The following is a 6,348-nucleotide window of genomic DNA, read 5'->3' on the forward strand; positions in this document are numbered from 1 at the left end:
AAATACCATTTAAGTCTAACAAAATAAAAAATTAGACTTAATTTAGCTAGGTTATTTTTGACCAGCTAGGTGAGGGAAATATCTAACTAGAAAGTCAGAAACTATGTATATTAATGACGTAAAATTATCTCCTTTATTAGTAGCTGAACTTAGTGAATCATACCAGTCAGGTACAACTCTTAATAGGTGGGTTGAAGTACTGGTAGACTGTCCAGGAAGTACAGGACTATTTACTTATCGATTGCCAGCCCAGTTAGAAATAAAACCAGGGGATATTTTGAGCGTGCCATTTGGGGCACAACAATTAGGAGCGATCGCTATTCGGTTACTGGCACAACCAAATGTCGAACTACCACCAGAAAAAATCCGGGAAGTAGAAGATATAGTCAGCGTTGGATTTTTCCCAAGTGCTTATTGGGAATTACTCAATCGAGTTGCTGCATATTACTATACGCCCCTAATTCAAGTAATCCGGGTTGCTCTGCCACCAGGGTTGCTGGGGCGATCGCAGCGTCGTATTCGCCTTGTTGGAGGCAGAGGGCATACTTCGACTGCGCTCAGTACAAGAGGGGCAGGGGGAAGTAGTTATTTACTGGCATCTCCTGATCCTTTAGCTTTTTTGACTCCAACTGCGCGGCAAGTTTGGGAACTTTTACAAGCGCAACCGGCGGGAGACTACAGTTTTGTCTACCTCCAACAAAAAGTCAAATCTGCCTATCGGGGAATTCGGGAGTTGCTGCGATTTGGTTTAGTAGAAAGCTACTTAGAACCGCCGCGACTAACTCGACCAAAACTGCAAAAAGCAGTCACGGTCACAGGTACAATTGACCACGAATTAACTACTCGCCAAAGAGAGATTTTGGAAGTGCTGCGGCGGCGTGGTGGCGAGTTGTGGCAAAATGAATTACTACAAATTTGCAATGCTAGTTCTTCTATCCTCAAAACGTTGGCACAAAAGGGTTACATCGTCATCGAAGAACGGGAAGTATTGCGAACCGAACAGGGGCCAGCATTAGCAGGCGATGGGGCTAAATCCTTAACTGATGCTCAAGCTAGCGCCTTAGAAACAATCCAGACACTAGATGGATTTGCTGAAGTTTTGTTGCATGGGGTGACAGGTTCAGGAAAAACCGAAGTATATTTACAAGCGATCGCACCTCTCCTCAACCAAAGCAAATCCGCCCTTGTTTTAGTCCCAGAAATTGGACTCACACCCCAGCTAACCGATCGTTTTCGCGCCCGTTTTGGTAATAAAGTCAGCGTCTATCACAGCGCCCTCTCCGATGGTGAACGTTACGACACTTGGCGACAAATGCTCACAGGAGGGCCACAAGTTGTCATTGGTACGCGCAGTGCCGTTTTCGCCCCTTTGCCCAATTTGGGTTTAATTATTTTAGATGAAGAACACGATAGCAGTTTTAAACAAGACTCCCCCATACCCACCTACCACGCCCGTACCGTCGCCCAGTGGCGAGCCGAATTAGAAAATTGCCCCTTGGTGTTGGGTTCCGCTACGCCTTCGTTGGAGAGTTGGGTAAGCGTCGGAGGGATGAGGGAGCAGGGGGAGATGAGGGAGCAGGGGAGAAATAAAAGTCAAGTTTTTCCCCTCTGCCCAATGCCCAATACTTCGGCTTCGCTCAGTACAAGTGCCCCATGCCCCATGCCCAATTACATAACTGCAACACGAGGCAGACGATGCTTAAACCCACAGAGAATTTCCCAGGAAATAGTGTTTAGTTGTTCTGCCCAATCGTCTGCTAAAATGTTTTCTTTTCCCTGTTCCCCTAGTAAGGTGACAACTTCCCCTTCTTGGATATTCGGTATGGCACTCACATCCAGCATCAACTGATCCATTGTAATTGTCCCAATTTGCGAAACTCGCTGACCGCGAATTAACACTTGCATTTTGTTGGAAAGATTACGAGGCACACCGTCAGCATAGCCAATTCCCACGACGGCGAGGCAAAGTTCACGCGGGGCAATAAATTGATGCCCGTAACTAACAGCAGTTCCTGCGGCAATTGTTTTAACTTGGGTAACTCTTGCCTTAAGTTGCAAAACCGGCTTGAGATTGATCGCATTTTGTAAATGCGGCGCTGGATAAAGTCCGTAAACAGCTAAACCTACTCGCACAATGTCGTAATGCAATGCCGGATTTGTAAGTGCAGCAGCTGAGTTTGCCAAATGCAAGCAGGGTGGCTGAATTCCCATTGCTTTGATTTGAGCGATCGCTTCCTCAAATCGTCTATGCTGTTCTTCCATTGCCGTAGTATCAGGATCATCTGCTGTTGCCAAATGAGAATAAATACTGGCAATAGATAGATGTGGTAAGCGCTGCACTAATTGCACAAATTCCCCAGCTTGCTGCCAATTAGTTCCCAACCTAGACATTCCCGTATCTAATTTGATGTGTACGGGGACTGGAGAACCATGATTCATGAATTCTAGAGTGTCGGAAAATACTAAAGCTTGTTTAGGGCTACAGAGTGTGGGCTGAAGTTTCCAATGTGCGATCGCATGAATCTGCTCTGGTGTATGAGTTGCCCCTAAAATCAAAATGGGTGCTTGAATCCCGCCTTCTCGCAATTCAATAGCTTCTGGAACTGTAGCGACTCCCAGCCAACTAGCCCCCGATTCGATTGCAGTTCGGGCGACTGTTACCGCTCCATGTCCATAGGCATCAGCTTTTACTACTGCCATCAACTCAGTACGCGGCGATAAAAACTGCACCAATTGCTGTACATTGTACGACAACGCCCCTAAGTCAATTTCTACCCAGGCTCGTTGCGAAAACCACGCGTAGGTGTCGCACTGCTGATTAGGAACTACACCAGGGATTTGTTTGCGACTTAACATTTGTACTGACTCCTATCCTACCACGGCTAAACTTCCAAGTTATCTATACACGCTTACTAAAGCGAGATCAGATTAAAATAATTCGCAATACTTCGGCTACGCTCAGGACAAGCTCAGTACAAGTTCGCAATACTTCGGCTTACCTCGGCTTACTTCGGCTAGCGAGCGTACAAGTCGCGGTTCCTGAGCGTAGTCGTTCGCGCAGCGTCCCGCAGGGAAGGGCGGCACAAGTCGGCACAAGTCGCGGTTCCTGAGCGTAGTCGTTCGCGCAGCGTCCCGCAGGGAAGGGCAGTACAAGTTCGCAATTACGTTTTGTGACGGGGATTTAGATTTAGCCATCAAAACGTGCTGCTTAATAGAAGCTCTTTACTTAAACCCCCAAACTTTGTTAAATAGGAAGTGTAACCTTCATATTGGAATTGATACAAGATGTTGCGGTAGTAAAGTAAAAGTTAAGATTTATGACTTGCGAGCAAAGCCAGAGATACTCCTCACTTCTCAACTTCTACTCATAACTTAATTGCCGAATTCTCCCAAAAGTATAATTTATTCTCATCTCCCTAGCAGGGTGTATTTGTGTTAACATTTATGTAAAGCTAATACCCTGAGCGCAGATAAATGGGGAAGGTTTTAGTCTTAAACGCCTCTTACGAACCTCTCAATATAACGAGTTGGCGTCGCGCTGTCGTTCTGTTAATTAAGGGCAAAGCAGAACGCGTGGAACACAACGGTAAATTCCTATACTCGGATTTCCCGTTGCCGACCGTGATCCGGTTGCGTCATTACGTGCGTGTTCCTTATAAAGAAATTCCTCTGACTCGCCGAAATATCTTGCACCGTGATGGTCATGCGTGTCAATACTGTGGTTACACAGGGGATGAGTTGACCTTAGACCATGTAATACCGCGATCGCGTAGCGGCGGCGATACCTGGGAGAACATTGTGACCGCTTGTGTGCGTTGCAATGTTAAAAAAGGCAGTCGCACTCCCCATGAAGCTCACATGCCTTTACGTCATCCTCCTCGCCAACCTTATAGCAGCCTCTATTTCGAGGTCAGCAAACATCTTAAGAGTGGACTGCATACAGAATGGCAAAAGTATGTTATAGGTCTTTGAAGAAAAAAGCAGAGGAGCAAAGGAGAAAGAAGAATTACATTTTTGCTTTGGGACAGTGCCAATAACTTTAGTTATTGATTGTTGAAAAATTGGTGACTATATTACTTGCAATGATCGCGATCGCGTCTCGTAAACAAGCGTAATGCGTCAACGCTCAAGCCTCTACATGTGAGTATGGGGCTTGCTCTTTCCTCCCTAGCTTCTGCCTTCTTGCATTAGTACAGCGCGGCATCAATCAAGCTACCATTTTCAAACTTGCAAAAGCCTTGATATAATACACCACTCTTGACTTTTGACTTCCGCCTTGCGGTACTAGGCTTGCCTCTAAATTCTCAGAATTTTTAAAGGAGACGAAAAACACGCATTGTTCAATAAGAATAATTGTTAATTGCTCAATAATCACAATAATGAGAGTATTGAGCATAAGACTGTTTAAAATATCAAGGACTAGTCTAAAGTCTAAGATAGAAATTATACCCTAAGTCAGATTCAATACCTTCGCCAATTTACAAGCCTTGATATAGAACAAACCTAAGATTTTACACCCTTGTTTTTGCCATCCGGGAAAAACAAGAGCCAATAAAATCCTGTATGGTTTCTGTGGAAGTAGTTTTGACTGTCGTGTACGTTTGGACTGGGGTTTTACGTTTGCCTAATAATCAAGCATAGTCTTGTCTTGGGCTATTTCGGCAAAAGCTAGACTACTTCTTTTTTTGGCTAAGGTGTTGTCAGATTAAAATCCCATTACTCGAATTGACCAAACACAAAAAAAGCTCCTCAAACAGATTTATGCTTTCAGAGAAAGCCCTATATAGTAAACTTCCTTGTTTCTAGCACCTATACGTCTAAGAGTTGAATTTAGTCCATTGTTGACCATTGTTGAGCGCTGCTATGACTGACAAAAATATACTTAGATGTATAGTGCAATGTCCTGATATTTTTGCGAAGATCGAGATAATGTGGCTAGATTCAGTGAATTGCTGATTGTAGTATTTCTGAATTAAAGGAGCCTCACACTTTAAAAAAGTTCCCTATGTACTTGAATTCTCCCATTACTCAGTTTGAGAGTTTGTCATTGACCACAGAGCCAAACCCAGAGGAACCTGAAATAGAAAAAGCGCCAGTGGAAGTTTCATTTAAAACTCCGTCATTACCGCCATCGGTAGGTGAAGGAGCTATATATCTTAGTCAGCGTGGTAATTCCCTGGCACAACAAAAGTCAGAAGAACTGCAAAAAACCCTTCTGGCACACCGACACGATCGCCAACTGGTTATTCTGCAAGATTTTCCTGATCCTGATGCCCTTTCCTGTGCCTGGGCTTATCAGTTGATTGCCCAGCAATATGATATAAAATGTGAAATCATTTATGCTGGCGCATTAAGCCATCAAGAAAATATTGCCTTGGTAAGGCTGACTAATTTACCTATCCAACGCTGGACGCCGCAAACCTTGAAAACCAAAGATTTGTCATCTTACCAAGGTTTTGTATTAATTGATAACCAGGGAACCACTTCACAACTACTGTCAGCAGTACAGCAGGCTGGAATTCCTTTAGTGGTACTCGTTGACCATCACAGTATCCAAGGCGACCTGCAATCAGAGTTTGAGGATATCCGTCCCTATGTAAGAGCGACGGCAACAATTTTTACTCAATACCTGCAAACGGGATTACTGGCATTAGATACCAGCGTAAATCAACACGTCAAATGCGCTACAGCCTTGATGCACGGCTTGCGATCAGATACAAATCGGCTCATGCAAGCGCAAGAAGAAGACTTTATGGCAGCGGCGTATTTAAGCCGATTTTATGATGCTCAATTGCTAAACGCTATTTTACAGGCGAATCGTTCCAAGCGGGTAATGGATGTGATCGAGCGATCGCTAAAAAATCGCATCGTCCAAAATAACTTTTCCATCGCTGGTGTTGGTTACCTACGCTACGAAGACCGTGACGCCATCCCCCAAGCGGCTGATTTTCTTGTCACCGAAGAAAACGTCCATACCGCCGTAGTTTATGGCATTGTTCACGATGAAGACGAAGAACTCGAAATAGTCATTGGCTCCCTGAGAACTAGCAAACTTACCCTTGACCCCGATGAATTCATCAAAGAAGCCTTTGGACAAGATAGTGCAGGGCGCTTTTTCGGCGGTGGAAGGACAAGCGCAGGCGGCTTTGAAATTCCAATGGGCTTCTTATCTGGCAGCAACGAAAATTCTGCCTATGCGAAAATGAAATGGGAAGTATTCGACGCTCAAATTAAGCAAAAACTGCTGAGGTTAGTTAATCCCAGAGATAACCCAATTCAGTCGGAGTAGAGGGACAAGGAGATGGGGAGAACTCCTAACTCATGCTGGAGTCAAAGTGTTTGGTTATA

Annotated in this window: 3 protein-coding genes and 1 pseudogene; 3 read left to right on the top strand and 1 reads right to left on the bottom strand. The window is 44.6% G+C overall.

Features of this window, described 5'->3' with window-relative positions; all coding sequences use genetic code 11:
- Nucleotides 1-103 precede the first annotated feature (103 nt).
- Nucleotides 104-1,543 (top strand): annotated as a pseudogene (gene priA / locus LC574_RS21310) (primosomal protein N'); the annotation flags it as partial.
- Between the two features lie 125 nt (nt 1,544-1,668).
- On the opposite strand, the gene alr reads toward priA, so the two are convergent.
- On the bottom strand, nt 1,669-2,856 hold the full coding sequence (alr, locus tag LC574_RS21315) for an alanine racemase (RefSeq protein WP_229455477.1): 1,188 nt from the start codon (nt 2,854-2,856) through the stop codon (nt 1,669-1,671).
- A gap of 618 nt (nt 2,857-3,474) precedes the next feature.
- Here alr and LC574_RS21320 point away from each other — a divergent pair.
- A complete protein-coding gene (locus tag LC574_RS21320; protein ID WP_094327290.1) occupies nt 3,475-3,972 on the top strand; it encodes an HNH endonuclease in 498 nt (165 codons plus the stop codon).
- Between the two features lie 1,033 nt (nt 3,973-5,005).
- Nucleotides 5,006-6,289 carry a bifunctional oligoribonuclease/PAP phosphatase NrnA gene (locus LC574_RS21325; RefSeq protein WP_229455478.1) on the top strand — a complete coding sequence of 428 codons (1,284 nt, stop codon included), beginning with the start codon at nt 5,006-5,008 and terminating at the stop codon, nt 6,287-6,289.
- Nucleotides 6,290-6,348 lie beyond the last annotated feature (59 nt).

The sequence above is a fragment of the Nostoc sp. CHAB 5715 genome (assembly GCF_020829685.1).
In the GTDB taxonomy this organism is placed as follows: domain Bacteria; phylum Cyanobacteriota; class Cyanobacteriia; order Cyanobacteriales; family Nostocaceae; genus Nostoc.